Source organism: Nocardiopsis sinuspersici (assembly GCF_001998325.1).
In the GTDB taxonomy this organism is placed as follows: domain Bacteria; phylum Actinomycetota; class Actinomycetes; order Streptosporangiales; family Streptosporangiaceae; genus Nocardiopsis; species Nocardiopsis sinuspersici.
Window position 1 is genome coordinate 5,849,315 of the sequence record NZ_MCOK01000001.1, and the last position, 26,751, is coordinate 5,876,065.

20 protein-coding genes and 3 tRNA genes are annotated in these 26,751 nt (G+C 70.3%); 19 read left to right on the forward strand and 4 right to left on the reverse strand.

The features are described from left to right. Positions 1 to 193 precede the first annotated feature (193 nt). The 8 genes from NOSIN_RS25370 to NOSIN_RS25405 all read left to right on the forward strand — a co-directional run bounded on the left by NOSIN_RS25370 (position 194) and on the right by NOSIN_RS25405 (position 5,869). Positions 194 to 2,227, forward strand: coding sequence for an ATP-binding protein (locus NOSIN_RS25370; protein ID WP_077693139.1), 2,034 nt, complete (start codon positions 194 to 196; stop codon positions 2,225 to 2,227). A 163-nt stretch (positions 2,228 to 2,390) separates the two neighbouring features. After that, a tRNA-Thr gene (locus NOSIN_RS25375) sits at positions 2,391 to 2,466 on the forward strand. Positions 2,467 to 2,563: 97 nt separating this feature from the next. Then, positions 2,564 to 2,639: transfer RNA gene (locus tag NOSIN_RS25380), tRNA-Met, on the forward strand. A gap of 79 nt (positions 2,640 to 2,718) precedes the next feature. Next, positions 2,719 to 2,883, forward strand: a complete 165-nt coding sequence (gene rpmG / locus NOSIN_RS25385) for a 50S ribosomal protein L33 (protein WP_077693140.1) — start codon at positions 2,719 to 2,721, stop codon at positions 2,881 to 2,883. A 138-nt stretch (positions 2,884 to 3,021) separates the two neighbouring features. Further along, positions 3,022 to 3,471 carry a MaoC family dehydratase N-terminal domain-containing protein gene (locus NOSIN_RS25390; RefSeq protein WP_077693141.1) on the forward strand — a complete coding sequence of 150 codons (450 nt, stop codon included), beginning with the start codon at positions 3,022 to 3,024 and terminating at the stop codon, positions 3,469 to 3,471. Then, the gene (locus NOSIN_RS25395) at positions 3,468 to 3,896 is read left to right on the forward strand and encodes a MaoC family dehydratase (RefSeq protein ID WP_077693142.1); all 429 of its coding nucleotides are present in this window, start codon (positions 3,468 to 3,470) and stop codon (positions 3,894 to 3,896) included. Before NOSIN_RS25390 ends, NOSIN_RS25395 begins: the two co-directional genes overlap by 4 nt. Before the next feature lie 2 nt (positions 3,897 to 3,898). Then, the gene (locus NOSIN_RS25400; protein ID WP_077693143.1) at positions 3,899 to 4,963 is read left to right on the forward strand and encodes a UDP-N-acetylmuramate dehydrogenase; all 1,065 of its coding nucleotides are present in this window, start codon (positions 3,899 to 3,901) and stop codon (positions 4,961 to 4,963) included. Positions 4,964 to 5,275: 312 nt separating this feature from the next. Beyond that, on the forward strand, positions 5,276 to 5,869 hold the full coding sequence (locus NOSIN_RS25405) for a TMEM165/GDT1 family protein (protein ID WP_077693144.1): 594 nt from the start codon (positions 5,276 to 5,278) through the stop codon (positions 5,867 to 5,869). A 47-nt stretch (positions 5,870 to 5,916) separates the two neighbouring features. Here the strand turns inward: NOSIN_RS25405 and NOSIN_RS25410 are convergent, their stop codons facing one another. Further along, positions 5,917 to 6,642: an SDR family oxidoreductase gene (locus NOSIN_RS25410; protein WP_077693145.1), complete on the reverse strand. Its 726-nt coding sequence runs from the start codon at positions 6,640 to 6,642 to the stop codon at positions 5,917 to 5,919. An 83-nt stretch (positions 6,643 to 6,725) separates the two neighbouring features. On the opposite strand from NOSIN_RS25410, the gene NOSIN_RS25415 reads away from it, so the two are divergent. Beyond that, complete coding sequence (locus NOSIN_RS25415) at positions 6,726 to 7,688, forward strand: LysR family transcriptional regulator (RefSeq protein WP_077693146.1); 963 nt, start codon at positions 6,726 to 6,728, stop codon at positions 7,686 to 7,688. Positions 7,689 to 7,711: 23 nt separating this feature from the next. Here the strand turns inward: NOSIN_RS25415 and NOSIN_RS25420 are convergent, their stop codons facing one another. After that, complete coding sequence (locus NOSIN_RS25420) at positions 7,712 to 8,752, reverse strand: adenosine deaminase (protein ID WP_077693147.1); 1,041 nt, start codon at positions 8,750 to 8,752, stop codon at positions 7,712 to 7,714. A 128-nt stretch (positions 8,753 to 8,880) separates the two neighbouring features. After that, positions 8,881 to 10,089, reverse strand: a complete 1,209-nt coding sequence (locus NOSIN_RS25425; protein WP_077693148.1) for a pyridoxal phosphate-dependent aminotransferase — start codon at positions 10,087 to 10,089, stop codon at positions 8,881 to 8,883. Between the two features lie 217 nt (positions 10,090 to 10,306). On the opposite strand from NOSIN_RS25425, the gene NOSIN_RS25430 reads away from it, so the two are divergent. The 5 genes from NOSIN_RS25430 (at position 10,307) to rplA (ending at position 13,265) form a co-directional block, all read left to right on the forward strand. Then, a tRNA-Trp gene (locus tag NOSIN_RS25430) sits at positions 10,307 to 10,379 on the forward strand. A gap of 100 nt (positions 10,380 to 10,479) precedes the next feature. After that, positions 10,480 to 10,746: a preprotein translocase subunit SecE gene (secE, locus tag NOSIN_RS25435; RefSeq protein WP_077693149.1), complete on the forward strand. Its 267-nt coding sequence runs from the start codon at positions 10,480 to 10,482 to the stop codon at positions 10,744 to 10,746. Between the two features lie 174 nt (positions 10,747 to 10,920). Next, positions 10,921 to 11,751: a transcription termination/antitermination protein NusG gene (gene nusG / locus NOSIN_RS25440; protein ID WP_077693150.1), complete on the forward strand. Its 831-nt coding sequence runs from the start codon at positions 10,921 to 10,923 to the stop codon at positions 11,749 to 11,751. 289 nt (positions 11,752 to 12,040) lie between these two features. Then, entirely contained in the window at positions 12,041 to 12,469 is a 429-nt protein-coding gene (gene rplK, locus NOSIN_RS25445; protein WP_077693151.1) for a 50S ribosomal protein L11, read from the forward strand. Positions 12,470 to 12,587: 118 nt separating this feature from the next. Next, positions 12,588 to 13,265, forward strand: coding sequence for a 50S ribosomal protein L1 (gene rplA / locus NOSIN_RS25450; RefSeq protein WP_077693152.1), 678 nt, complete (start codon positions 12,588 to 12,590; stop codon positions 13,263 to 13,265). A gap of 184 nt (positions 13,266 to 13,449) precedes the next feature. Here the strand turns inward: rplA and NOSIN_RS25455 are convergent, their stop codons facing one another. Then, positions 13,450 to 14,295, reverse strand: a complete 846-nt coding sequence (locus tag NOSIN_RS25455; protein WP_309232731.1) for a LolA-like protein — start codon at positions 14,293 to 14,295, stop codon at positions 13,450 to 13,452. Positions 14,296 to 14,752: 457 nt separating this feature from the next. Between NOSIN_RS25455 and rplJ the strand changes: the two genes are divergently transcribed. The 5 genes from rplJ (at position 14,753) to NOSIN_RS25485 (ending at position 26,712) form a co-directional block, all read left to right on the forward strand. After that, positions 14,753 to 15,280 carry a 50S ribosomal protein L10 gene (rplJ, locus tag NOSIN_RS25460; RefSeq protein ID WP_077693154.1) on the forward strand — a complete coding sequence of 176 codons (528 nt, stop codon included), beginning with the start codon at positions 14,753 to 14,755 and terminating at the stop codon, positions 15,278 to 15,280. Between the two features lie 97 nt (positions 15,281 to 15,377). Next, positions 15,378 to 15,758: a 50S ribosomal protein L7/L12 gene (rplL, locus tag NOSIN_RS25465; protein WP_077693155.1), complete on the forward strand. Its 381-nt coding sequence runs from the start codon at positions 15,378 to 15,380 to the stop codon at positions 15,756 to 15,758. Between the two features lie 767 nt (positions 15,759 to 16,525). Then, positions 16,526 to 19,993, forward strand: coding sequence for a DNA-directed RNA polymerase subunit beta (rpoB, locus tag NOSIN_RS25475; protein WP_077693157.1), 3,468 nt, complete (start codon positions 16,526 to 16,528; stop codon positions 19,991 to 19,993). Between the two features lie 34 nt (positions 19,994 to 20,027). Then, positions 20,028 to 23,906, forward strand: a complete 3,879-nt coding sequence (locus tag NOSIN_RS25480; protein WP_077693158.1) for a DNA-directed RNA polymerase subunit beta' — start codon at positions 20,028 to 20,030, stop codon at positions 23,904 to 23,906. Positions 23,907 to 24,036: 130 nt separating this feature from the next. Next, the gene (locus NOSIN_RS25485) at positions 24,037 to 26,712 is read left to right on the forward strand and encodes a hypothetical protein (RefSeq protein WP_077693159.1); all 2,676 of its coding nucleotides are present in this window, start codon (positions 24,037 to 24,039) and stop codon (positions 26,710 to 26,712) included. The last annotated feature ends 39 nt before the right edge of the window (positions 26,713 to 26,751 follow it).

The following is a 26,751-nucleotide window of genomic DNA, read 5'->3' on the forward strand; positions in this document are numbered from 1 at the left end:
TCGCGAGGCAGGCACAGTAGGGGCGCTCCTTCCTCGGCCTTGCGAGGCCACCACCGGATACGCCCGCCCGTCTCCCTCCCACCGCCCTCAACGGCCGCGCTTCGCGCGCAGCGCCCTCCAAGCGACGAGCAGCATCCACCGAACACGCCTTAGTCTGCTTGTGCAGGAACGACGAAGGAGCGGGGTGGCGTAGGTGACTCGGGTAACCGAGACGTTCGAGGGCGGGAGGGCACTCCTGGACGCTCTGGCGCGTTCCGGGCTCCCCCGCGAGATCCGCTCCTGGGTCGCCGCGGCCCTGTGGGGCGACGACGCGCTCGAGGCCCGCCTGAAGGGCGAGCAGGTGCCCGAACCGGAACCCGAGCCGGCGGACACGAGCAGGATCCGCCGGGCCTACCTGACGGGCATCAGGGTCCAGGGCTTCCGGGGCATCGGCCGCCCGGCCGAGCTCACCTTCGGGGCCGGTCCCGGCCTCACGGTGATCGTGGGCCGCAACGGCTCGGGCAAGTCGAGCTTCGCCGAGGCCGCCGAGGCCGCCCTCACCGGACGCAACCCCCGGTGGGACGCCATGCCCACCGGTTGGCGCGACGGCTGGCGCAACCTGCACTACGACGAGCGCACCGAGGCGTCCGTGGACATCCACATCGCCGGGGACCCGGGCTCCACCCGGATCAGCCGCAGGTGGACGGGCGAGAGCGTTCGCTCCGCGCGGGGCGAGGTCGTCCACCCGGGCGGCGAGGTCTCGTCGCTCCGGACGCTGGAGTGGGGCGAGAACCTCGTGCGCTACCGGCCCTTCCTGTCCTACGACGAGCTCGGCCGCACGGTGAGCGGGCGCTCCGCCGAGCTGTACGACACGCTGACCTCCCTGCTGGGGCTGAGCAGCCTGGCGGAGGCCGAGCGCCGCCTGGCCAAGGTGTGCGACGGACTCGTCAGGCGCCGCGACCGGCCCTCACGGGAGCTGCGCCACCTGCTCGACAGGCTCCGGGAGTCCAGCGACCCCCGGGCGGACCAGGCCGTGCGCCTCCTGACGTCCTCCTACTTCGACATGGACGCCCTGCGCAGGCTCGCCGCCGACGACGGGCCCAGCGACCCCGACCTGCACATGGTCATGCGCCGCCTGAGACGGCTGTCGGTGCCCGAGCGGACGGTGATGGCCGACGTGGTCAACGAGCTGCGGGGCGCGTCCATGGAGCTCGCCATGGCCGCGGGCAGCAAGGGCGACCGCGCCCACGGGGTGGTCCGGCTCCTGGAGCAGGCCCTCGAACACCACCAGCGGCATCCCACGGACACCGAGTGCCCCACGTGCTCCGCGCCCCTGGGAGCCGACTGGACGCGCCGGGCCAACGCCCAGCTGCGGGCGCTGCGACCGCAGGCGGCCGTCGTCGCGGCCGCCTACGACCGCGCCGAGGCGGCCAGGGACCAGGCACGCTTCCTGATGTCGCCGGCGCCGGGCTGGCTGCCGCCGGAGAGCGAGCTGGGCCAGGTGTGGGCGCTGTGGGAGTCCGGTGCGGACATCACCGACCTGGGGGAGTTGGCCGAGCACATCGAGGTGGTCGGCCGCAAGCTGCGGGCGGCCGCGGTGAGTGCCCGCCGCGACGCCAGTGAGCGCCTGGAGGACCCCACGGGCGGCTGGGCGGAGCTGGCCGGGCAGCTCTCGGGCTGGCTGGACGACGCCCAGGACGCGATCTCGGCGCGGGACACCCTGAACGCGGCCGAGGCCGCTCTGAACTGGCTGTCGGAGCAGGCGCGCGTCCTGCGGGCGGAGCGGCTGGGCCCGGTCGCCACACAGGCCGAGCAGGTCTGGTACCGGCTGCGCCAAGAGCGCCACATCGACCTCCAGGGCATGCGGCTGACCGGCCGGGGCGTCCGCCGCAGGGTCGAGGTGGACGTGTCGGTCGACGGCGTCGAGGACCAGACCAGCGCGCCAGGTCTGCTGAGCCAGGGCGAGTTCCAGGCCCTGGCGCTGTCCATCTGCCTGCCGCGCACGCTGGTGGAGGGCAACCCGTTCGGTTTCCTGGTGCTGGACGACCCGGTCCAGGCGATGGACACCGAGACCGTGGAGGGCCTGTCCTCGGTGCTGGCCGAGGTGGGCAGGCACCGGCAGCTGATCGTGTTCACCCACGACACCCGCCTGTCCGACGCCCTGCGCCGGCTGGGCCTGCCGGCGGACATCCGCACGATCAACCGGGACGCCATGTCCAACGTGTGGGTCTCCGACGGTGCGGTCTGAGTCACATCACCGCACCGGAAGCGCCTGTGAGCAGGGGTTTCTCCGTTCGGGGGCGGGCGCGGGGCATCCGATTTGGCAGAGCACCCCCGAATCCCTGTATAGTCATGACCAGCGCAAGGGGGTAACGCCCCCGGGGCGGACGACAAGGAAGCCCCAGCAGCGCGCCCCTTTAGCTCAGTCGGCAGAGCGTCTCCATGGTAAGGAGAAGGTCTACGGTTCGATTCCGTAAAGGGGCTCCACCACTTGACGACGTCCGGTCCACTCAGGTGGGTGGTCGGCGGAGGATCTGCCGACCTGAACCGGGGCGCCCCGTATGGGGCTGTTCCCGTTGATCGGGGCGGGGTAGCTCAGTCGGTAGAGCAAGCGGCTCATAATCGCTGTGTCGTCGGTTCAAGTCCGGCCCCCGCTACCACCCGCTGACCCCTGAGGCTCATGGCTCAGGGGTCGTCGCGGGCGTTCTGTACTGTTTCCAGCGAGAAAGGCACTCCGACGTGGCTGCCACAGATGTGAGGCCGAAGATCACCCTGGCCTGCCAGGAGTGCAAGCACCGTAACTACATCACCCGCAAGAACCGTCGGAACACCCCCGACCGTCTCGCGATCAAGAAGTTCTGCCCGAACTGCCGCAAGCACAACGAGCACCGCGAGACCCGCTAGTCTCCGACCGCGCCCCTTCGAGCGCGATCGTCTCTGAGTGCGACGGCGCAGAGGCAGTTCACGTGAACTTCCGGCCCGGTGAGCGATCCGCTCACCGGGCCGTTCGCGTCTCCGGGCCCCTTCACGACAGGAGAGAGCGTGGCGATCAACCCTGACTACCTCGGCCGGGAGTACCCCGCGCCCGAGGCCTACGAGGTGACCCGGGGCAAGATCCGGGAGTTCGCCGAGGCGGTCAACGACCCCCATCCGGTCTACCTCGACCCCGCCGCGGCCCGGGCCGCCGGGTACCCCGACGTGGTCGCCCCGCCCACCTTCCCCGTGATCCTCGGCATGGCGGGCTCGGCCCAGGCCATCGCCGACCCCGCGCTGGGAGTGGACTTCTCCCGGGTCGTGCACGGCGACCAGGGCTTCCACTACAGCCGCCCGCTGCACGCGGGCGACCTCCTCAGCAGTGTCACCCGCATCACGGGCGTCAAGTCCCTGGGCGGCAACGAGCTGCTCACCCTGGAGACCGTGGCCGACGACGCCGACGGCGCGCACGTGGTCACCGCCACGATGATGCTCGTCGTGCGGGGAGGAGAGGAATGAGCAGGCTGCGCCACGCCGACGTCGAGGTCGGCACCGAGCTGCCCGAGCGGACCTTCCCGGTCCGCCGCCTGGACCTGGTCCGCTACGCGGGGGCCTCGGGCGACTTCAACCCCATCCACTGGAACGAGCGCTTCGCCAAGTCCGTGGGCCTGCCCGACGTGATCGCGCACGGCATGTTCACCATGGCCGAGGCCGCGCGGGTGCTCACCGACTGGGCGGGCGACCCGGGCTGTGTCGTCGACTACTCGGTGCGCTTCTCCGCGCCCGTGGTCGTCCCGGACGACGACGAGGGCGCCGAGATCACGGTCGGGGGCAAGGTGAGGGCCAAGAACGACGACGGCACCGTCGCGGTGCTGCTGACCGCCCGTTCCGGCGGCGCCAAGGTCCTGGCGCAGTCCAAGGCCACCGTGCGCCTGGCGAGGTAGACGTGAGCACACTCTCCGAGTACACCACCCTGCGCCTGGGCGGCCCGGCCAGGGAGTTCCGCACGGCCGCCACCACCGAGGAGCTGGTCGCCGCGGTGGCCGCGGCCGACGCCGCCGACGAGCCCGTCCTCGTCCTGGGCGGCGGCAGCAACCTCGTGGTCTCCGACGCCGGGTTCCCCGGGACCGTGGTCCTGGTGGACTCCCAGGAGGTGTCCTTCGAGGAGGCGGGCGCCGACGAGACGGGTGAGCCCGTCGTGCTGGTGCGCGCCGACGCGGGCGTGGAGTGGGACCCGCTGGTGGAGCGGGCCGTCGCCGAGGGCCTGAGCGGCGTGGAGTTCCTGTCGGGCGTCCCCGGCCGGGTCGGCTCCACCCCCATCCAGAACGTGGGCGCCTACGGCCAGGACGTCGGCCAGACCATCCGCGAGGTGCTCGTCCACGACCGGCGCACCGGCGAGCGGCGCCGGATGACCAACGCCGAGTGCGGCTTCACCTACCGCGACAGCGTCTTCAAGGGCGATGACCGCCACGTGGTGTGCGAGGTGACCTTCGCCCTGCACCGCTCCAAGCTCAGCCGCCCGATCGCCTACCCCGAGGTGGCCCGCACCCTGGGGGCCGAGGCGGGGGACCGCGTGCCGCTGGAGCGGGCGCGGGAGACCGTCCTGGGGCTGCGCAGGGGCAAGGGCATGGTCCTGGACCCCGACGACCCGGACACCCGCAGCGCGGGGTCCTTCTTCACCAACCCGGTGGTCACCGCCGAGGAGTTCGCGGCCGTGCGCGAGCGGGCCGCCGCCCGCCTGGGCGCCGACGCGGAGGTGCCCGGCCACCCCGACGGCCTGGGAAACGTCAAGCTGTCCGCGGCCTGGCTGATCGACCGGGCCGGGTTCGGCAAGGGGTACGGGGCCGGTCCCGCCCGCATCTCCGGCAAGCACACCCTGGCGCTGACCAACCCCGGCGGGGCCACCACCGAGGACCTGCTGGACCTGGCCCGCGAGGTGCGCGCCGGCGTGGAGGAGGCCTTCGGAGTCCGCCTCGTCAACGAGCCGGTGATGGTCGGCGTCTCGCTCTGACCTCTCCACGGCCGCGCCCGAACGCTGAGTTGGGCGCGGCCAACTTCTTTTTCAGGGTTGGCTGATAAAAGAATACAGTAAAGCCATGAATTGCTTTTCCCTTCTGTCCTCCCATAAAGTCGTACGCGTCGAAGGGGAGTAGTCCCCAATGCGTGCGATCGACATCCTGGCCCTCGCGGCCCGGTCGTACGAGCCCTGTCAGGACCCAGGACCCGTCCAGGGGCGGACGAGACCTTTGACCCGGACAAGACCGGGTTGAAGTGGCGTCCGCCGCCGCCTTCCGCCCAGTGCGCCCAGGACGGAAGGGAAAGCGTGACAGGGTTTATCACGGGCCTGACATTCAGTGCCCTCGCCATCTTCATCGCCGAAATGGGAGACAAGACCCAACTCGTGGCGATGTCCCTGGCGACCCGTTACCGGGCCCTCACGGTCATCCTCGGCATCACCGTCGCCACCGCCGCCGTGCACGCCGGAAGCGTCCTGCTGGCCGGGGTCCTGGGCGCCGCGCTGCCCACCGAATGGCTCACCCTGGCCGCCGGCGCCGCGTTCGTGTTCTTCGGCCTGTGGACCCTGCGCGGCGACGAGATGACCGACAAGGACGAGGAGCGCGCCGCCTCCCGGCGCATCCGCTCCGGGTTCGTGACCGTCCTCCTCGTCTTCTTCGTCGCCGAGCTCGGCGACAAGACGATGCTCGCCACCATCACCGTCGGCACCCAGTACCACTGGCTGCCCGTGTGGATCGGCTCCACCGTCGGCATGGTCGCGGCCGACGCCATCGCCATCGCCCTGGGCGCGGTCCTGGGCAAGAAGCTGCCCGAGCGCACCATCCAGGTCGGCGCCGCCGTCCTGTTCTTCGTCGCGGGCGCGGCCATGCTCGGCCAGGGCGCCTGGACGCTCCTCGCCTAGGACGTGTCGCCGAGCGGGTGCCGCCCCGCTCCTCCCGTCCGTCCGGATCACCAGGGGACGACGCCCGCGTCGTCGAAGAAGCCGCCGCGCGGTCCGTCATCCGGCAGGGTGGCGAGCCGGATCGCGATCGCGGCGCCCTGCTCGGGCGTTCGCGGCGCGTCGAAGCCGGTGAAGTCGGTCGCCACGTAGCCGGGGCAGGCGGCGTTCACGATGACACGCGTATCGGCGAGTCGGCGGGCGTACTGCGCCGTGAGGCTGTTGAGCATCGACTTCGACGGTGCGTACGCGGCCATGACCGGGCCGGTCCGCAGCGTCAGCGAGCCCATGCTGCTCGACATGTTGACGACGCGCGGCGAGTCCGCGCGGTAGAGCAGCGGGAGCATCGCGTTCGTCACCCGAACGACCCCGAACACGTTCGTGTCGAGGACGGTGCGGACGACGTCGATGTCGAGCGTCGTCGGATCCTGCGCGCCACCGTCGGTCCGGCCGGAGACGCCCGCGTTGTTGACGAGCACGTCGAGCCGCCCCGCCGTCCGCTCGACGGTCGCCGCCGCCGCGGCGGCGCTGTCGTCGGAGGTGACGTCGAGGGCGACCCCGAACGCGTCGACGCCCGCGGCCCGCAGACGCCCGACGGCCTCTTCGCGCCTGGTGTCGTCGCGCGCGCCCACCGCGACGGTGAAGCCCACCGCCCCGAGGCCCTGTGCGACGGCGAAACCGATTCCCTTGTTCGCGCCGGTGACCAGCGCGGTCTTAGTGTCGTTCACCCGACCCATACTGGGCGGGCCGCGCGCTCGCCGTCCAAGACCGGTACGGCACGCTGTGATACCCGCCGGGTATCGGACAGTAGGCTGCGTCCGTGGACGACCTCGAGACCCGTGAGCTGCGCTACTTCGTCGCCGTCGCCGAGGAACTGCACTTCGGCCGCGCCGCCGACCGGCTCGGGATCGCACAACCGCCGCTCTCGCGCGCGATCCGCCGGCTGGAGCGGCGGCTCGGCGTCCGGCTCCTCGACCGGGACCGCCGCGGCGTGGCGCTCACCGACGCCGGCGGGGTCCTGCTCCGCGAGGCCCGAGCGGCCCTCGACGCGGTCGCGGCCGCCGCGCGCCGGACGCGGCGTGCCGGGGACCCGAAACGGCCGCTGGTGCTCGTGACGAAGGCCGGAGCCTCCCACGAGCTCCTGCGGCGGCTCCTCGACGCGCTTGCGGGCGAACCCGGTGCGGCGCCGGTCGAGGTCCTCCTGTGCGAGGTCGGCGAGCAGGCACGGCTGCTCCGCGACGGCCACGCCGACGCGGCGCTCATGCACCGCCCGTTCGACGACCTCGCCGGGTTCGACACCGAGGACATCCTCGCCGAAGGCCAGGTCGCGCTCCTTCCCGCGGCCCACCCGCTCGCCTCGCGCAGTCGGCTCACGATGGCGGACGTCCGCGACGTTCCGGACCTGCCGATCGCTCGATGGCCCCGGCTCGACGGGTCCTACCCGGACGGGCCCGGACCGGAGGTGCGCACCCAGTCGCAGCTCGCCCAGCTCGTGGCGCTCGGCAGGGCGCTGCTCGTCATCCCCGCCTCCAGCCGTGCCTGGCAGTGGCCCGATCACGTGGCGGTGCCCGTCGTCGACGCTCCGGAGGTCACCACGGTGGTCGCGTGGCCGCCGGGCAGCCGCTCCCAGGAGGTCGCGGCACTCGTCCGCACGGCGGCCGGGCTCCGCGCCGCCTTCGCCCGCGAGGCCCACCATCCGGCGGCGGGCGGTGACGGCCCGGGGGGACTCCGCATCCTCGGCCCGATGACGTCCGCGCCCGAACGCACGGACGGCCGGGCGTGAGACACGCCCCGGTGCCGAGGAGGCTATCCGCGGGGTTCTTCGGCCAGCCACGTGTCCACCCCGGACAGCAGCTCCTTGCGCAGCGACTCCGGCGCGCCCGAACCGCGGATGGACATCCGCGCCAGCTCGGCCAGCTCCGGGTCGGAGAACCCGAACACCTCGCGGGCGATCCGGTACTGCTCCACCAGGCGCGGGCCGAACAGCAGCGGGTCATCGGTCCCCAGCGCGATCGGCACCCCGGCGTCGAAGAGCCTGCGCAGCGGCAGGTGCTCCAGTTCGGCGAAGACCCCCAGGCCCACGTTGGAGGTCGGGCAGATCTCCAGGGTCACCCCCTGGGCGGCGATCCGCTCCACCAGGCGGGGGTCCTCCACGGCGCGCACCCCGTGTCCCACCCGGTCGGCCCGCAGCTCGTCCAGGCACTCGCGTACGCTGCGCGGCCCCTGGAGCTCTCCGCCGTGCGGCGCGGACAGCAGCCCGGCCCGGCGCGCGATCCGGAACGCGCCCTCGAACTCCAGGGCACGGCCCCGCCGCTCGTCGTTGTTCAGCCCGAACGACACCACGCCCCTGCCCGCGTACTGGCGGGCCAGCCGGGCCAGGACCTTGGCGTCCAGCGGGTGCCTGGTGCGGTTGGCGGCCACCATCAGGCCGATGGCCACGCCCGTCTCGCGCTCGGCGGAGCGGGCGGCGTCCAGGACCAGCTCCAGGGTGGAGGTGAGCCCGCCGAAGAGCGACGCGTAGCCGCTCGGGTCGACCTGGATCTCCAGCCACCCGGATCCCGCGGCGCGCTCGTCCTCGGCCGCCTCGCGCAGCAGCCGGTACATGTCCTCCGGTCTGCGCAGCACCGACCGGGCGACGTCGTAGAGGCGCTGGAAGCGGAACCAGCCGCGTTCGTCGGTGGCGTGGAGCTTGGGGGGCCACTCCGTGACCAGGGCCTGGGGGAGGTGGATCCCGTTCTCCCGGGCCATCTCCACCAGGGTGGAGTGGCGCATCGATCCGGTGAAGTGCAGGTGCAGGTGGGCCTTGGGCAGCCGGTCCAACCGGCGGGCGCTGGTCGGTGTCTCCATGAACCAAGCCTGCCGTATGGAGAGCACCAGTGGTGCCGGGACGGCGGACTCCGTTCGCCCGGACCCGGCCCCGGACGCGCGAACGCGCCCCGGCGCGGTCGTGGTACCGGGGCGCGTTCGGGAGCGTGCTACCTGGCCTCGGCCAGCAGCTTCTGGATGCGGCTCACACCCTCGGCGAGGTCCTCGTCGCTGAGCGCGTAGGACAGGCGCAGGTACCCGGGGGTGCCGAAGGCCTCGCCGGGCACCACGGCGACCTCGGCCTCCTCCAGGATGAGCTCGGCCAGCTCGGTGGAGCTCTGCGGCGTCCTGCCGCGGATCTCCTTGCCCAGCACGCCCTTGACGGACGGGTAGGCGTAGAAGGCGCCCTGCGGCTCGGGGCAGACCACGCCGTCGATCTCGTTGAGCATGCGCACGATCGTCCTGCGGCGGCGGTCGAAGGCCTCACGCATCGCCGCCACCGCCTCCAGGTCGCCGGAGAGCGCGGCCAGGGCGGCGGCCTGCGAGACGTTGGCGACGTTGGAGGTGGCGTGCGACTGGAGGTTGCTCGCGGCCTTGACGAGGTCCTTGGGGCCGACGATCCACCCCACGCGCCAGCCGGTCATGGCGTAGGTCTTGGCCACGCCGTTGACGACGACGGTGCGGTCGGCGATCTCGGGTACCTCCACGGGCAGGGAGGAGAACTCCGTGTCCCCGTACACCAGGTGCTCGTAGATCTCGTCGGTCAGCACCCACAGGCCGTGCTCGTTCGCCCACCGGCCGATCTCCCGGACCTGCTCGCGCGGGTACACGGCGCCGGTCGGGTTGGACGGGGAGACGAACACCAGGACCTTGGTGCGCTCGCTGCGCGCCGTCTCCAACTGCTCCACGTCGGCCAGGTAGCCGGTGCTCTCGTCGGTGACCACGTAGACCGGGACGCCGCCCGCGAGCTTGATGGACTCGGGGTAGGTGGTCCAGTACGGGGCGATGACGATGACCTCGTCGCCCGGGTCCAGCATGGCGGCGAAGGCCTCGTAGATGGCCTGCTTGCCGCCGTTGGTCACCAGGACCTGGGAGGGCTCCACCTCGTAGCCGGAGTCGCGCCGCGTCTTCTCGACGATGGCCTGCTTCAGCTCGGGGAGGCCGCCCGCCGGGGTGTAGCGGTGGAACCGGGGCTCACGGGTGGCCTGGGCCGCGGCCTCGACGATGTAGTCGGGGGTCGGGAAGTCGGGCTCTCCCGCACCGAAGCCGATGACGGGGCGTCCCTCCGCCTTCATGGCCTTGGCCTTGGCGTCCACGGCGAGGGTGGCGGACTCGGAGATGGCGCTGACACGTGCGGAGATACGGGGTCGATCAGTCATGGTCCCATGTTGTCATGCGGCTCCCGCTCCGTGGCGGGAAGGCGGGGGGCTGGGGGACGAAGCCCCCGTTTCCCCACTCGGAAGGACAAACGGTTTGGCCGGGGGGCCGGTGAGCGCATAGACTCTCTCGCGCGGCCGGTCGCGGTTCGGGTGTCTTCGGACACACGGTGTGCGTAGCACGCCGGGACCGGCTATGGTGGGATCGCAGTTTCCGCTAAGGGCAGTGGCTCAATTGGCAGAGCACCGGTCTCCAAAACCGGCGGTTGGGGGTTCGAGTCCCTCCTGCCCTGCACATCCGCTCGTGCGGTGCGGCGGCTTCACGGTCGTCGCGCCGCGCGGGTAACGAACAACACGGGGAAATCCAGCAGCCCGCGACCCTAAGGACCCCAGGTGACTCAGACTGACGCCGACGCCAAGCCCGACAGGGAGCCCAAGCGTCGTACCGGTCCGGTGACGTTCACCAAGCAGGTCGTCGGCGAGCTGCGCAAGGTTCGCTGGCCCACGCGCCGCGAGCTGGTGACCTACACCATCGTGGTCCTCGTCTTCGTGCTGATCGTCCTGGGCTACGTCTCCCTTCTCGACTGGGGCTTCGCCGAGGCCGTCACCTGGCTGTACGGCACGTTCGGTACTCCTCAGGCGGCTCCGCAGGGATCCTGACGCCCCCTCACGGCCGCTCCCCCTCGCTGATGATCGTGGGCGGGGCAGTTCTCGTCCGTGCGTTGGTCCCGGTCCACCCGAAGAGACCGTAAGCTGGCATGACCGGGTCCGACGCTTGGCGCTGTCTCGCATGCGTCGGCCCGCAGAGCGAATCCGACGAGAGAAAGAGCAGCCGTGTCCGAGTCCCCACTGACCTCTGACGACTTCCCCCAAGAGGAGCCGGATCAGTCGTCGGCGGAAGAGACCGGCCTGGCGGGTGAGCTGCCGGAGGACGCGGCCGGCGAGGCCGACACCGACAGCCCTGAGCTGACCGGTGACGCTGACGAGGCCGAAGAGACCGACGAGGCCGGCGAGGCCGAGGAGAGCACCGGCGAGGAGGGCGCGGAGGCCGAGGAGGCCCCCCGTCTGGACCCCGTCGAGGAGTTCAAGAACGAGCTGGTCCTGCTGCCCGGCGACTGGTACGTCGTGCACACCTACGCGGGTTACGAGAAGCGGGTCAAGGCCAACGTCGAGAGCCGCACCCAGTCCCTCAACATGGAGGACTACATCTTCCAGGTCGAGGTGCCCGAGCACGAGGTCACCGAGGTCAAGAGCGGCAAGCGCCAGCAGGTCACCGAGAAGGTCCTGCCCGGCTACGTCCTCGTCCGCATGGACCTGACCGACGAGTCCTGGTCGGCCATCCGCAACACCCCGGGCGTCACCGGCTTCGTGGGCCTGTCCAACAAGCCCGCCCCGCTGAGCCTGACCGAGGTGGCCAAGCTCCTCGCGCCCGAGCCGGAGGAGGAGCCGGAGCAGGCGCAGCAGGCCAGGGGCGGCGGCGAGGTCCGCGCCGACGTGGCCTACGAGGTCGGTGAGTCCGTCACGGTCATGGAGGGCCCGTTCGCGACCCTGCCCGCGACGGTCAGCGAGATCAACGCCGACACCCAGAAGCTCAAGGTGCTGGTGTCGATCTTCGGCCGCGAGACCCCGGTCGAGCTCTCGTTCAACCAGGTCGCCAAGATCTGACCCCGTCCGACGCCCGGTCGCGCGTCCCTGCCGGCGCGGAGCGCATGTCAGGGTACCCGACCGGGCCGCATAGACTTGGTGAGTCCGCCCCCGCGGCGGACTCACTCGCGTGTCCCGCCCCGGCGGACCGTATCCCGGTCCGCCCGGCCCCGGCGGGCCGCCGCCCCGCGCCACGGCGCGCGGGGTCGTGCCTCTCCTCGGCAGCGGTGCCCCGGTCCCTCGCGATCGCGCGGCGCCGTCAGGGAGGCCAGGGGCCAGCACACAACGCAGATCAGGCAAAGGACCCGATATGCCTCCGAAGAAGAAACTGGCCGCACTCGTCAAGGTGCAGCTTCCCGCTGGTCAGGCCACTCCGGCGCCGCCCGTCGGTACCGCCCTCGGTCCGCACGGCGTCAACATCATGGACTTCTGCAAGCAGTACAACGCTGCTACGGAGGCCCAGCGCGGCAGCGTCATCCCCGTGGAGATCTCCATCTACGAGGACCGCTCCTTCAGCTTCGTCACCAAGACGCCTCCGGCGCCCAAGCTGATCCTGAAGGCCGCCGGGATGGACAAGGCCGCCGCCGACCCGGGTCGCACCACGGCCGGCTCCATCACCGCCGAGCAGGTCCGCGAGATCGCGCAGACCAAGCTGCCCGACCTCAACACCGAGGACATCGAGGCCGCCGCCAAGATCGTCGCCGGTACCGCCCGCTCGATGGGCATCGAGGTCAAGTAGCCCCGCGGTGGCACCGGTCCGACCGGGACCGGAGCGACCGGGGACGCTCGACCCCCAAGAACCGCAGTGGCAGGGCCAGGCGCTGGCCCAGTGACCACAAGTTCCCTAGGAGAACCGCGTGAAGCGCAGCAAGAACCACCGCAAAGCCAGCCAGCTGGTGGACCGGGACAAGCTCTACAGCCCCGCCGAGGCCGTGAAGCTCGCCCAGGAGACCTCCACCACGAAGTTCGACGCGACCGTCGAGGTCGCCCTGCGCCTGGGCGTCGACCCGCGCAAGGCCGACCAGATGGTCCGCGGCACCGTGAACCTGCCGCACGGCACCGGTAAGACCGCTCGGGTCCTGGTCTTCGCGACCGGTGAGCGTGCCGAGCAGGCCGTCGCCGCTGGCGCCGACATCATCGGCGACGACGAGATGATCGAGAAGGTCTCGAAGGGCTTCACCGACTTCGACGCCGTCGTCGCCACCCCGGACCTCATGGGCAAGGTCGGTCGTCTGGGCCGCGTCCTCGGTCCGCGCGGCCTGATGCCCAACCCCAAGACCGGCACCGTCACCCCCGACGTGGCCAAGGCCGTGGCCGACATCAAGGGCGGCAAGATCGAGTTCCGCGTGGACCGCCACGGGAACCTGCACTTCATCATCGGCAAGGCCTCCTTCGCCGAGCAGCAGCTCGTGGAGAACTACCGGGCCGCGATCGACGAGGTGAACCGCATCAAGCCGTCCGCCGCCAAGGGCCGCTACATCAAGAAGGCCGTGGTCTCCACGTCCATGGGCCCGAGCATCCCGCTCGAGGCCTAGCCTCTCAGGGCCCTCGCAGACGAGAGCGGCCCCCGCCGTCCGGGAGAGGACGGCGGGGGCCGCTCTTCGTGTTCCGGGCCTCCCCGTGCCGTGGCGCGGGGAGGCCCCACCGCGGCGCGGCGCCTCCGGGAGCCTCCCGGAGGCGCCGCGCCCGGTAACCGCCGACCGTGCGCCGGGGGACCGCCTACTTGTCGGTGATCTCGTCCTCACCCGGGATCTCGAAGGAGGTCTCACCCAGCTTGGAGAAGACCATCGAGACGTCGGCCTCCTCGTCGGTGAAGTCAAGGCGCATCGGGAAGCCGTCGTCGGCGATCCAGAGGGACGCGTCGACGCTGCTCTCGACACCGCCCATGAGATCGCTGACGGCCTTCTGCTGCTCCGGGCTCAGGGCGTCGACGTCCTCGCTGGTCATCGTGCCCTCGACCAGGGTGGTTCGGACACCGCTGACCTCCTCGGTGCCCACCTCCTCGATCTGCTCGATCTCGGCGAACGCCCCGGCGATGTCGGGGAGGGCGCCGATGTCGAACATCTCCTCGGGAGCGATCTGGCCGGTGTCCTCCACGCCGCGCACCCACGCGGTGTCGACCTCCTGGAGGCCGTTGTGGTTGGACATCAGGGCCTCGCCCTCGGCCGGAATGATGAGGATGGACGTACCGAGCTCCTCCGCGGTCAGGCCGGGGTCGGCGCCGCCCAACCGGGCGAGCTCCAGGAGGCTCTCGCCCAGGAACGGCATGACCACGGTGACCTGGGACGCCTGCGGGTCGTCCATGACCTCGTAGGTCATGTCCATGTCGATCTCGCCCATGTCGGGGTCCGGCATGGTCATCGCGATGTCGAGGGTGTAGTTGTCGACCTTCTGGGTGTTCTCGCCGAGGCCGGCGACCAGGTCGAGGATGCTACCGCCACCGCTCTCCTCGGGCGTTTCCGCCGCCGCGTCCGCGGGCTCCTCCTCTGGGGCGCCTCCGCCGCAGGCGGTGAGGGCCAGTGCCAGGGTGCCGGCGGTCATCAGGGCCGGCATACGGGTCTTCACGGGGGTTTCGCCTTCTTCTCTTGTGCGGGGGAAGGGCCCGTCCTGGGGCGGACGGACCCGGTTCGGATCATGCTGCCACGGGGAACGGACGTTCGGGTCCGGTCCGCGGGGGTCGTTACTGCGACGTAGGGTCTTTCGGTACGGTTCCGTGCCCTCGCGGGGGTGAGCGCGCTCACCCGTCCGGTCGGGTGAGGATGGACGAGCACCTCCATGTGTGCAGTAGCATGGGTTATTGCCGAAGACCGCTGGTCGCCACCCGAAACGGGTGGCCCAAGGACCCATCCGCGATGGGCGCCCGCGCAGGTGTCACAAGAGCTTCCCGTTCCGGGCGCGCCCCGCGTGCCCAGCAGAACGCGGTCGTGCCCCGTGCGCCTGGCGCCCGGGGCCTTTTCTCGTGCTGACGCCGATCGCACGGGTCCTTGGGAGTCAGCCAGCGTTCACTGTTGGAAGGAGTCCCATGGCGAGGCCGGACAAGGCAGCCGCGGTCGCCGAGATCGCGGAGGAGCTCCGCGGATCGAACGGCGCCGTGCTGACCCAATACCGGGGGCTCAGTGTTGCGCAGATCAGCGAACTGCGTCGCAGCCTCGGTCAGAGCGCGCGTTTTCGTATCGTCAAGAACACGCTGACCAAGATCGCGGCCACGGAGGCCGGACTCGACGACCAGGTCAAGGACCTGCTCGAGGGGCCGTCCGCCATCGCCTTCGTCCACGGCGACGTGGTCGAGGCCGCCAAGGGTCTGCGTGACTTCGCGAAGGCGAACTCGTCCCTGGTGATCAAGGGCGGCGTCATCGACGGCAGGTCGATGAGCGCCGAGGACGTCACCAAGCTGGCCGATCTGGAGTCCCGCGAGGTCATCCTCGCGAAGCTGGCCGGTGTGCTCAAGGCCAAGCAGGGCCAGGCCGCCGCCGTCTTCCAGGCGCTGCCCTCCAAGACCGTGCGTCTCGCACAGGCCCTGGCGGACAAGCGCTCCGAAGAAGCCGCCTGAACATTTCCGAACCCGGCGGGTACCGAGGGTGCCCGGCCACTGGCCCGCACGTGAAGCCGACAGGCGCACGTGTCTGTAGAGAAAGAGAGATCGCACCATGGCGAAGCTCAGCAACGACGACCTGATGGCCGCGTTCGAGGAGATGACCCTCCTCGAGCTCTCCGAGTTCGTCAAGCTCTTCGAGGAGAAGTTCGACGTCACCGCCGCCGCCCCGGCCGCCGTGGCCGCCGCTCCGGCCGCCGCCCCGGCCGAGGCCGAGGAGGAGCAGACCGAGTTCGACGTCGTCCTCGAGGCCGCCGGCGACAAGAAGATCCAGGTCATCAAGGAGGTCCGCGGCCTCACGAGCCTGGGTCTCAAGGAGGCCAAGGACCTGGTCGACAACGCCCCGAAGGCTCTGCTCGAGGGCGTCAACAAGGAGGCCGCTGACAAGGCCAAGGCCGCCCTCGAGGGCGCCGGCGCCACCGTCACCCTCAAGTAGTCCTCCGCGGGCCGCAGAAGCCCGCTGGTCTGCGTGGCGCGGCCGTCCCTCCCTCCGGGGAGGGGCGGCCGCCTTTTTGTTCTTCCGGGGTCCTTCACGGGCCCTGCGCGGGGCGCCGCCCGGTCCGCCCGCGCCTCCCTCCCGCCCGGGGCGGCCCGCCGTCCCGGTGACCTGCGGAGGGGCCGTGGGCGCCGACCGGGCGCCGCGCGCCGTGTCCGCCACCGCTCCCTCCGCCGCGTGTGCGAAGCTGGGCGGGCCCGGGAGCCCGGGCGAGGGGCGCGTGTGCGAACTGTCCCCAGGACGCGGTAATCTCCCGTCCCGGGAAACCTGGTGGGGCGCTGAGGAAGTGTTTACCCGCCCACGGCGGGGGAATCCTTCGGATGTCCGTTGGCTTCCACCCCCGGGCCAGGGCAGGCGCACCAGTCCACCGGGACGACCGCCGGATCAGTCCGGTGAGTCGGGTTCGAGGTGAGAACCACCTGGTTGGGGTTGACGGATCGCCCTCGACGGGCGATCCTGCCGGTGTCGTGAGTGGCGCTGTGGACCGTGAGTGGACAGCGGTGTGGTGTTCGGCTACACTGCTCTTTTGCGCTGCCCTTTGGTGATCCCTGTGCCGGTGAACGGCTGCCGCCCACTCCATTTCCGGAACATACGGTGGCCCGCTCCCGCACGATGTGACCGTCTCAACCGTGTTGCGGCGGTCCTTCTCGCGACGGATCGTCTGGCGTGCGCGCTTCAACCGCCACAAGCCTTCGGAAGGACCCCTGTTGGCAGCCTCGCGCAACGCCTCCGCTAACGCCCTTGGTCCGCACCGCGTTTCCTTCGCCCGTATCCAGGAACCACTGGAGGTCCCGAACCTCCTCGCCCTTCAGACCGAGTCGTTCGACTGGCTGCTGGGCAACGAGAAGTGGAAGACCCGGGTTGAGACGGCCCGAAACGCTGGCCGCAAGGACGTTCCGGAGCAGTCCGGTCTCGAAGAGATCTTCGAGGAGATCAGTCCTATCGAGGACTTCTCGGGCACGATGTCCCTGTCGTTCCGCGACCATCGGTTCGAGCCGCCCAAGTACTCCGAAGAGGAGTGCAAGGACAAGGACATGACCTACTCCGCCCCGATGTTCGTCACGGCGGAGTTCATCAACAACGACACCGGTGAGATCAAGAGCCAGACGGTGTTCATGGGCGACTTCCCGCTCATGACCGTCAAGGGCACCTTCATCATCAACGGCACCGAGCGCGTCGTCGTGTCCCAGCTGGTTCGCTCGCCGGGCGTGTACTTCGACAAGTCCATCGACAAGACCTCGGACAAGGACCTCTTCGGCTGCAAGGTCATCCCGTCCCGCGGTGCCTGGCTGGAGTTCGAGGTCGACAAGCGCGACTTCGTCGGCGTCCGTATCGACCGCAAGCGCAAGCAGGGCGTCACCGTCCTGCTCAAGGCGCTGGGCTGGACCACGGACCAGATCCTGGAGCGCTTCGGCCAGTACGAGTCCATCCGCAACACGCTGGAGAAGGACCCCACCGCGGGTACCGACGACGCGCTGCTGGACATCTACCGCAAGCTGCGCCCGGGAGAGCCGCCCACGAAGGAGTCGGCCCAGGCGCTGCTGGAGAACCTCTACTTCAACCCCAAGCGCTACGACCTGGCCAAGGTCGGCCGCTACAAGATCAACAAGAAGCTCGGCCTCGACACCGACTACACGCAGGGCACGCTGACCGAAGAGGACATCGTCGCCACGATCGACTACATGGTCCGCCTGCACGCGGGCGAGGTCGAGAAGGAGACCGTCGTCGGTCTCAACCCGATCGAGACCGACGACATCGACCACTTCGGCAACCGCCGCCTGCGTACCGTCGGCGAGCTCATCCAGAACCAGGTCCGCCTGGGCCTGGCCCGTATGGAGCGCGTCGTCCGTGAGCGGATGACCACCCAGGACGTCGAGGCGATCACGCCGCAGACCCTGATCAACATCCGCCCCGTCGTGGCCTCCATCAAGGAGTTCTTCGGCACCTCGCAGCTGTCCCAGTTCATGGACCAGACCAACCCGCTCGCGGGCCTGACCCACAAGCGCCGCCTCTCGGCGCTGGGTCCGGGCGGTCTGTCCCGTGAGCGCGCGGGCTTCGAGGTCCGGGACGTGCACCCCTCGCACTACGGCCGCATGTGTCCGATCGAGACGCCCGAGGGTCCCAACATCGGCCTGATCGGCTCGCTCGCCGCCTACGGCCGGGTCAACTCCTTCGGCTTCGTGGAGACCCCGTACCGCCGGGTCATCGACGGCAAGGTCTCCGACCAGGTCGACTACCTGACCGCGGACGAGGAGGACCGCTTCGTCATCGCGCAGGCCAACACGCCGATGAACCCCGACGGCTCCTTCGCCGACGCCGGTGTGCTCGTCCGCCGCAAGGGCGGGGAGTTCGAGCAGGTCAGCACCGACGAGGTCGACTACATGGACGTGTCGCCGCGCCAGATGGTGTCGGTCGCCACCGCCATGATCCCGTTCCTGGAGCACGACGACGCCAACCGCGCGCTCATGGGCTCCAACATGCAGCGCCAGGCCGTGCCGCTGCTGCGCGCCGAGTCGCCGTTCGTCGGTACCGGCATGGAGTACCGCGCCGCCACCGACGCCGGTGAGGTCATCCTCAACGAGAAGGCCGGTGTCGTCGAGGACGTCACCGCCGACTACGTCACCGTCATGGCCGACGACGGCACGCGCAAGACGTACCGCATGGGCAAGTTCCAGCGCTCCAACCAGGGCACCTGCTTCAACCAGCGGCCGATCGTGGCCGAGGGCCAGCGGGTCGAGGAGAACAGGGTCCTCGCGGACGGCCCCTCCACCGACCAGGGTGAGATGTCGCTGGGCAAGAACCTGCTCGTGGCGTACATGTCCTGGGAGGGCCACAACTACGAGGACGCGATCATCCTCTCCCAGCGCCTGGTGCAGGACGACGTCCTCTCCTCGATCCACATCGAGGAGCACGAGGTCGACGCCCGCGACACCAAGCTGGGTCCGGAGGAGATCACCCGGGAGATCCCCAACGTCAGCGAGGAGGTCCTCGCCGACCTGGACGACCGGGGCATCATCCGCATCGGCGCCGAGGTCGTCGACGGCGACATCCTCGTCGGCAAGGTCACGCCCAAGGGCGAGACCGAGCTGACCCCGGAGGAGCGCCTGCTGCGCGCGATCTTCGGTGAGAAGGCGCGCGAGGTCCGCGACACCTCGCTCAAGGTGCCGCACGGCGAGACCGGCAAGGTCATCGGCGTCCGCGTGTTCAGCCGCGAGGAGGGCGACGAGCTCGCCCCCGGCGTCAACGAGATGGTCCGCGTCTACGTGGCCCAGAAGCGCAAGATCACGGACGGCGACAAGCTCGCCGGGCGCCACGGCAACAAGGGCGTCATCTCCAAGATCCTGCCCCAGGAGGACATGCCCTTCCTGGAGGACGGCACGCCGGTCGACATCATCCTCAACCCGCTGGGCGTCCCCGGCCGTATGAACGTCGGCCAGGTCCTGGAGGTCCATCTGGGCTGGCTGGCCAAGAACGGCTGGTTGGTCGAGGGGGTCGAGGAGGAGTGGCAGAAGTCGCTCGACGCCATCGGCGCGACGGAGGTGCCGCCGAACTCCCGCGTGGCGACGCCGGTCTTCGACGGCCTGCGCGGTGACGAGCTCAGCGGCCTGATCCAGTCGGTGCGCCCCAACGCGGACGGCAACCGCCTGATCAACTCCGACGGCAAGGCGCTCCTGTTCGACGGCCGCACCGGCGAGCCGTTCGGCGAGCCGATCTCCGTCGGCTACAAGTACATCCTCAAGCTCCACCACCTCGTGGACGACAAGATCCACGCGCGCTCCACCGGCCCGTACTCCATGATCACCCAGCAGCCGCTGGGCGGTAAGGCGCAGTTCGGCGGCCAGCGCTTCGGTGAGATGGAGGTGTGGGCGCTGGAGGCCTACGGCGCCGCCTACGCCCTCCAGGAGCTGCTCACCATCAAGTCCGACGACGTGGTGGGCCGGGTCAAGGTCTACGAGGCCATCGTCAAGGGCGAGAACATCCCCGAGCCGGGCATCCCTGAGTCCTTCAAGGTGCTCATCAAGGAGATGCAGTCGCTCTGTCTGAACGTGGAGGTGCTGTCCAGTGACGGTATGTCCATCGAGATGCGGGACAGCGACGAGGACGTCTTCCGCGCCGCGGAAGAACTGGGAATCGACCTGGGTAGGCGTGAGCCGAGCAGTGTCGAAGAGGTCTAACTTCCGCATTCTTCGAGAGCAGGGGACGAATTAAGTGCTCGACGTCAACTTCTTCGACGAGCTGCGCATCGGTCTCGCCACGGCCGACGACATCCGCCAGTGGTCGCACGGCGAGGTCAAGAAGCCCGAAACCATCAACTACCGCACCCTCAAGCCCGAGAAGGACGGCCTCTTCTGCGAGAAGATCTTCGGCCCGACCCGGGACTGGGAGTGCTACTGCGGCAAGTACAAGCGCGTCCGCTTCAAGGGCATCATCTGTGAGCGCTGCGGCGTCGAGGTGACCCGTGCCAAGGTGCGCCGTGAGCGGATGGGCCACATCGAGCTGGCCGCTCCCGTCACGCACATCTGGTACTTCAAGGGTGTGCCCTCCCGCCTGGGCTACCTGCTCGACCTGGCGCCGAAGGATCTCGAGAAGATCATCTACTTCGCCGCCTACATGGTCACGTGGGTGGACACCGAGGCCCGTGAGCGCGACCTCCAGTCCCTGGAGGCGCGGATCTCGGTGGAGAAGCAGCACCTGGAGCAGCGCCGCGACTCCACCGTCGAGGACCGGCACCGCAAGCTCGAGGCCGACCTGGCCGAGCTTGAGGAGCAGGGCGCCAAGGGCGACGCCCGCCGCAAGGTGCGCGAGGGCGCCGAGCGCGAGATGCGCCAGCTCCGCGACCGCGCCCAGCGGGAGATCGACCGCCTCGACGAGGTCTGGAACCGGTTCAAGAACCTCAAGGTCCAGGACCTCGAGGGCGACGAGATGCTCTACCGCGAGATGCGGGACCGCTTCGGGAAGTACTTCCGCGGCGGCATGGGCGCCCAGGCCATCCAGGACCGGCTCGCCAACTTCGAGCTGGACGCCGAGGCCGAGAAGCTCCGCGAGACCATCCGCACCGGCAAGGGCCAGAAGAAGGCCCGCGCCCTGAAGCGGCTCAAGGTCGTCTCGGCGTTCCTCAACACCACCAACAGCCCCATGGGCATGGTGCTGGACTGCATCCCGGTCATTCCGCCGGACCTGCGTCCGATGGTGCAGCTGGACGGTGGCCGCTTCGCGACCTCCGACCTCAACGACCTGTACCGCCGTGTCATCAACCGCAACAACCGCCTCAAGCGGCTGCTCGACCTCGGTGCGCCCGAGATCATCGTCAACAACGAGAAGCGGATGCTGCAGGAGGCCGTCGACGCGCTGTTCGACAACGGCCGCCGCGGCCGCCCGGTCACCGGTCCCGGTAACCGTCCGCTCAAGTCGCTGTCCGACATGCTCAAGGGCAAGCAGGGCCGCTTCCGCCAGAACCTGCTCGGCAAGCGCGTCGACTACTCCGGCCGTTCGGTCATCGTCGTCGGCCCGCAGCTGAAGCTGCACCAGTGCGGTCTGCCCAAGCAGATGGCGCTGGAGCTGTTCAAGCCGTTCGTGATGAAGCGCCTGGTCGACCTGAACCACGCGCAGAACATCAAGAGCGCCAAGCGCATGGTGGAGCGGTCCCGCCCCGTGGTGTGGGACGTCCTCGAAGAGGTCATCACCGAGCACCCGGTGATGCTGAACCGTGCTCCGACGCTGCACCGCCTGGGCATCCAGGCCTTCGAGCCGCAGCTCGTCGAGGGCAAGGCCATCCAGATCCACCCGCTCGTGTGCACGGCGTTCAACGCCGACTTCGACGGTGACCAGATGGCCGTGCACCTGCCGCTGTCCGCCGAGGCCCAGGCCGAGGCGCGGCTGCTGATGCTGGCCACCAACAACATCCTCAAGCCGTCCGACGGCAAGCCCGTGACCATGCCCACCCAGGACATGATCATCGGCCTGTACTACCTGACGACGGAGAAGGCGGGCGCCAAGGGCGAGGGCCGTTCGTTCCGCTCCCCGGCCGAGGCGCTCATGGCCTACGACCTGGGTGACCTCCACCTGCAGGCGAGGATCCACCTGAGGATCGCCGACGGCGCCCCGGCGCCGAAGGACTGGACGCCGCCGGAGGGCTGGCAGCAGGGTGACGACTACCTGCTGGAGACCACCCTGGGCCGGTACCTGTTCAACGAGACCACCCCGGTCGACTACCCGTACGTCAACTTCCAGGTGGGCAAGAAGCAGGTGTCGGCGCTGGTCAACGAGCTCGCCGAGGCCTACCCGAAGGTCCAGGTCGCCACGACCCTGGACGCCCTCAAGGACGCCGGCTACCGCTGGGCCACCCGGTCCGGCCTGACCATCGGCATCGAGGACGTCGTCGCGCCTCCGCGCAAGGGCGAGATCCTGGAGGGGTACGAGCGCAAGGCCGACAAGATCCAGCGTGAGTACGACCGTGGTCTGATCACCGACGACGAGCGCCGCCAGGAGCTCACCGAGGTGTGGACCCAGGCCACCACCGAGGTCGCCCAGAACATGGAGGACAACTTCCCCGCCGACAACCCGGTGTGGATGATGGTCCAGTCGGGCGCCCGCGGTAACCCGATGCAGGTGCGCCAGATCGCGGGTATCCGCGGCCTGGTCTCCAACACCAAGGGTGAGACGATCCCGCGTCCGATCAAGTCCTCCTACCGTGAGGGCCTGTCCGTGCTGGAGTACTTCATCTCCACGCACGGCCAGCGCAAGGGTCTGGCGGACACCGCCCTGCGTACCGCCGACTCGGGTTACCTGACCCGTCGTCTGGTGGACGTCGCGCAGGACGTCATCGTCCGCGAGATCGACTGCGAGACCGACCGCTCCATCTGGCACGAGATCGGCGAGAAGAACGCGGCCGGCGTCGTGGTGCGCAAGCACAACGTGGAGAACACCGGTTTCGGCCGCACCCTCTCCGAGGACGCGCTGGACGCCGACGGCAACGTCGTCCTGCCCGCGCTGAGCGACACCTCCGAGCCGAACATCGACAAGCTGGTCCGGGCCGGACTCACCCGCGTCCGCATCCGCTCGTCGCTGACCTGTGAGGCGAAGATCGGCGTCTGCACCACCTGCTACGGCCGCTCCATGGCGACCGGCAAGCCGGTGGACGTCGGTGAGGCGATCGGCATCATCGCGGCCCAGTCCATCGGTGAGCCCGGTACCCAGCTGACCATGCGTACCTTCCACATGGGTGGTTCCGCGGGTCAGGACATCACGCACGGTCTGCCCCGTGTCCAGGAGCTCTTCGAGGCCCGCGTCCCCAAGGGTGTGGCCCCGATCTCCGAGATGGAGGGCCGGGTCCGGATCGACGACACCGAGAAGAGCCGCAAGATCGTCGTCATCCCCGACGACGGCACGGACGAGATCGCCTACCCGGTCCCGATGCGTGCCCAGTTGCTGGTCACCGACGGCGACCACGTCAAGGTCGGTCAGCAGCTGATCCAGGGTGCGATCAACCCGCACGAGGTCCTGCGCATCCAGGGCCCGCGCGCGGTGCAGCAGCACCTGGTGTCGGAGGTCCAGGAGGTGTACAAGTCGCAGGGTGTGTCCATCCACGACAAGCACATCGAGATCATCGTCCGCCAGATGCTCAAGCGGGTGAACATCCTGGAGTCCGGCGACACCGAGCTGCTGCCCGGTGAGATGGTCGAGCGGGTGAAGTTCGAGCGGATCAACCGCCGCGTCGTGTCCGAGGGCGGCCAGCCCGCGGCCGGACGCCCGGTGCTGCTGGGTATCACCAAGGCCTCGCTGGCCACGGAGTCCTGGCTGTCCGCGGCCTCCTTCCAGGAGACCACCCGGGTGCTCACCGAGAACGCGATCCACGGCAAGAGCGATCCTCTGCTCGGCCTCAAGGAGAACGTCATCATCGGTAAGCTCATCCCGGCCGGTACCGGCATTCCGCAGTACCGCAACGTCCGGGTGGAGCCCACCGAGGAGGCGAAGGCCTCGATGTACTCGGTCTCCGGGTACGAGGAGCCGAGCGAGTACACCTTCGGTCAGGGCTCGGGTGAGGCAGTCCCGCTGGAGGAGTACGACTTCGGGCCGTACAACAGGTAACAGAGTGGTTTGCTAGCCGACGGCGGCGGGGCGCCACCCCCTCAGGGGGTGGTACCGCCGCCGTCGTCGCGTGGAGGGTCCGCTGACGCGGACGGGAGATTGCGCTACTGCGCTGGCGGAAGAGGCACAGGTGACTGATAACGGGGGAGAGCGGCGGGACTCCGGTTCGGGGGACTCGTGGTTCAAGCCGAGCGAGAACCGCTATCTCAAACAGTCGGAGTACGAGGATCCGCTGGAGGGCGAGGAGGCCGAGGAGACGGTCTTTCCCGACAGCGGTGGGTACACGGGGCTGAGCTCGTCCCGGCCGGCACTGGTGGAGCCGTACCCGGAGGCGCTGGGCGGTCCTCCGCCCTCCAACGGCATCTCCTACCCGGGGGCGGGGGCCTCGGCCTACCAGCCGCTGACCAGGATCCCCGGGGAGTCGGAGGAGCCGAGCCTGCCGAGTGTGGCGGCCAGCGCACGTGTTCCCCTTCCCGAGGAGCCCGCCGAGGACGGCCGGGAGGACTCCTGGTCCGACGACGGTCCGCGGACCCAGGAGATTCCCGTCCTGGGCGCCTGGGACTCCTCCGGAGGAGCCGAGGCCGCTCCGGCGGACCCCGACGAACACGGCGCGGACTCCGAGGTCCCCGCCTGGGGCGCCCCCGAATCCGCTGCTCCTCCCGCCGACCAGCCGTGGGACGGGGGCACACGCGCCTGGGACGGTGACGTCCCCGCCGCGGCTCCCGGCGACGGGGCCGCCGGCGGGCAGCCGTGGGACGACGGCCCCGGCTCCTGGCCCTCCCCGGCCCCGGAAACGCCCGGCCCCGAGGAGTTCGGCGGGCAGCCGTGGGACGACGGCCCCGGAGCCTGGGACACTCCCTCCGACCCGGGGCACGGACCCGGCTCCGGTGACGTGGACGGCTCCACCCGGTGGGACACCGCCGGCGGACGGCCGTGGGACGGCGACGAGCTCGGCTTCCCGGCCCGGGACGCCGACGCCCCCGCCGGTGGCGCCGGCGAACCCGGGGCGGGCGGTCGCGACACCGCCTGGGACGCACCGTCCTCCGCGTACGGGACCTCCGATCCCTCCGGTACCGAGACGGCCGGCGGCCGGTCCTGGGACAACACCTGGGAGCAGGGCTCTCCCTCATGGAACGAGGGCTCCGGCGCCTGGTCTCCCACGGGTACGAGCGCGCCCGGCGAGCGCTCGTGGGACGCCGACGACCCCCTCGGGGGCGGCGAGGCGCGAGAGCGCTCCTGGGACGCCGACGATCCGCTTGGCGGAGGCGGGGCGCGAGGGCGCTCATGGGACGCCGACGAACTGGGCGCGAGCTCGTGGGGGACCGACGAGACCGCCGCGGCCACCACGGGCACCGACGACCTGGACGCGTGGACGCCTCCCCGGGAGGGCGAGGACGGCTGGGCCGGGTCGGGCGCCAACGAACCGTGGACCGCCGGGCACGGGGACGAGCTCTCGTCCCCGGCTCCGGGCCAGGGGTCCGGCAACACCTGGGTGTTCGGCCGTGACGATCCCCGGATGCCGGACGTGGTCCGGGAGGCCGAGCAGCGGCGCCGTGAGTCCGCTGCCGAACGGCCCGGGGCCTCCGGCTGGGAGGGCCCCGACACCGGAGAGCTCTCCGCGGCGGTGCCCGCGTCGGACGACCCCCTGGCCGCGATCGCCGACATGCAGACGCGTGCACGGTCCAGGAGCGGGGAGACGGACGAGGAGCCCGGTGAGGCGACCGGGATGTTCGACGTCCGGGAGGGCGACTGGGACGACCTCCGGGACCCTGGATACGGCCGTGCCCGGGACGAGGGGGAAGCCGGATACGAGGGTGGTTCGGACGAGCTCGGGTACGCCCCGGTTCGGGACGAGCTCGGGTACGGCGGTGGTCCGGACGGGTACGGGTATGCCCCGGCTCGGGACGGTCGTGGGTACGAGGGTGGTTCGGACGAGCTCGGGTACGCCCCGGTTCGGGACGAACTCGGATACGACGCCGGTCCGGGCGAACCCGGGTACGCCCCGGTTCGGGACGAACTCGGACACGAGGGTGGTCCGGACGGGTACGGGTATGCCCCGGCTCGGGACGGTCGTGGGTACGAGGGTGGTTCGGACGAGCTCGGGTACGCCCCGGTTCGGGACGAGCTCGGGTACGACGGTGGTCCGGACGGGTACGGATACGCCCCGGCTCCCGAGGAACCCGGGTACGACACCGGTCCGGACGAGCTCGGGTACGCCCCGGCTCAGGGTGGTCGTGGGTACGAGGGTGGTTCGGACGAGCTCGGGTACGCCCCGGTTCGGGACGAACTCGGATACGACGCCGGTCCGGACGAACCCGGGTACGCCCCGGCTCCCGAGGGACCCGAATACGACGACGGTCCCGAGGAGCCCGGGTACGACGCCGGGACGCAGGAGTCGGAGTACGACGACGGCTTCACCCCGGCGGACTACGGCATGTCCGAGGCTCCGGCCGGCCGGAGGCGGCGCAGGGACCCCATCGCCGGGGACTTCCCCGGTTTCGACGACCGTCCCCTGGGCGGCGACGCCGGCGACCCGTACCCCGGCTACGACAACATCGACTTCCTGGCCGATACCGAGCGGGGAGCGGTCATCACCCTGTGGCTGGGTGTGGCCTCGCTGCTCCCGGGGGTGGGACTGGCCACCGCCCTCGTGGCGCTTCTGGTCACCGGGCCCAAGGCGAAGAAGGAGATCCGCGAGTCCCGCGGACAGCTGGACGGACTCGGTCTGATCACGGTGGGCACGGTCTTCGCCGTGCTCGGCATCCTGGTGACGGTGATCTCCGTCGCCATCTGGCTGATCCTGTAGCGCGAACGGCCGCCTTCCGGCGATAATGAGTCACCAGGA